We start from the raw sequence: 1,285 nt of genomic DNA, 5'->3' as shown, positions 1-1,285 counted from the left end.
GACACGCTACGAGAAATCCGCCCGCAACTATCTCGCTGCGGTGCTCATGGCTTGCTCCCGCCTCTGGGCAAGGCATTATGAGTCCGCATCCTAGACGCGCGGGGCGCCCGTGATGCGGTTGCATCCCGGAGGTTCACCTGTCCGGGTTTCCCTTCGGGTCAAAAGAGATCGAGGATGGAAAGCTGTTCCCGATCGGGCCGAAACGATTATAAGCGTGTGACCGCGTGGGGCGCCGCGATACTTTGGCGAAAGAGAAAGAGATTGCATGAGCGGATACGTCATTTCACTGAGCACCATCCCGCCACGCTTCGGAGAGCTTGGGCCGACGTTGAAAAGCCTGCTGTCCCAGACGGTGCCGGCGGAGCGGGTGATTCTCAATATTCCGCGCAAATACAGTCGCTTTCCCGACTGGGATGGACGTCTTCCCGAGGTGCCGCACGGGGTGGAGATTCGACGGACCGAGACCGACTACGGGCCCGCGACGAAGCTTCTTCCCACACTGGAGGAATATCGCGGCACAAAGATCGAGATCCTGTTCTGCGACGACGATCAGATCTACGCGCCGTTCATGGCCGAGAGGTTTCTCAAGGCGCGTGCGGCGCGTCCCGAGGCCTGTGTCGCCGTCAGCGGGCTTCACCATGAACGGGGAGATGAGAGCGACGAGGCCGAGACGTTGCAGCCGCGCCACATTCGCAAATGGCGTGTGACCGACCTGCCGTTCCAGATCCGGATGTTCGGTCGCGAGATACGGTATCGGATCAAGGGAACCCCGGTGACTGAATCCTATCGCTATTCGTCGCTCAGGGCCGGGTATGCGGATGCGTTTCAGGCCTACTGCGGTGTCATGCTGCGCGAGGATTTCATCCTCGATGACGTTTTCGAGATACCGGAGGTTTGCTGGATGGTGGACGACATCTGGCTGTCGGGGCAGGCGGTCGCGAACGGGCATCCGGTCTGGATCGTGTCGGATGTGCCGTCGCCCGAACCTGCGGTGACACATCATGCGCCGCATGCCCTTTTCCGCTCAGAGGTAGAGGGCGCGGGACGCGAGGATCTGAACCGTGCGGCGATCGCGCATTTCCGCCAGACGCATGGGATCTGGATGTAGGCCCATCCTCGGATGGGTTGAAACGCAACTTTGCTTTTTGGCCAGGATCAAGTGATGGCATTCGCACTCAGCAGACCCTAGTTGTTTAGTCCCGGCATCTGGTGGATCGGATTTAGGATGAAACGATCCGGCTCTGAGGTCCAGACCTTGCAGATGTATTCGTAGGGCGTGAGGCCG

At 60.0% G+C, this 1,285-nt stretch carries 1 protein-coding gene; it reads left to right on the top strand.

The genetic code is table 11. The annotated features are described in order from the left end of the window. The first annotated feature begins 265 nt into the window (after positions 1-265). Complete coding sequence (locus tag BMW66_RS19845) at positions 266-1,108, top strand: glycosyltransferase family A protein (protein ID WP_093120895.1); 843 nt, start codon at positions 266-268, stop codon at positions 1,106-1,108. Positions 1,109-1,285: the final 177 nt, after the last annotated feature.

It is taken from the genome of Salinihabitans flavidus, assembly GCF_900110425.1.
Classification (GTDB): Bacteria; Pseudomonadota; Alphaproteobacteria; order Rhodobacterales; family Rhodobacteraceae; genus Salinihabitans; species Salinihabitans flavidus.
This window is presented reverse-complemented; position numbering and strand designations above follow the sequence as displayed.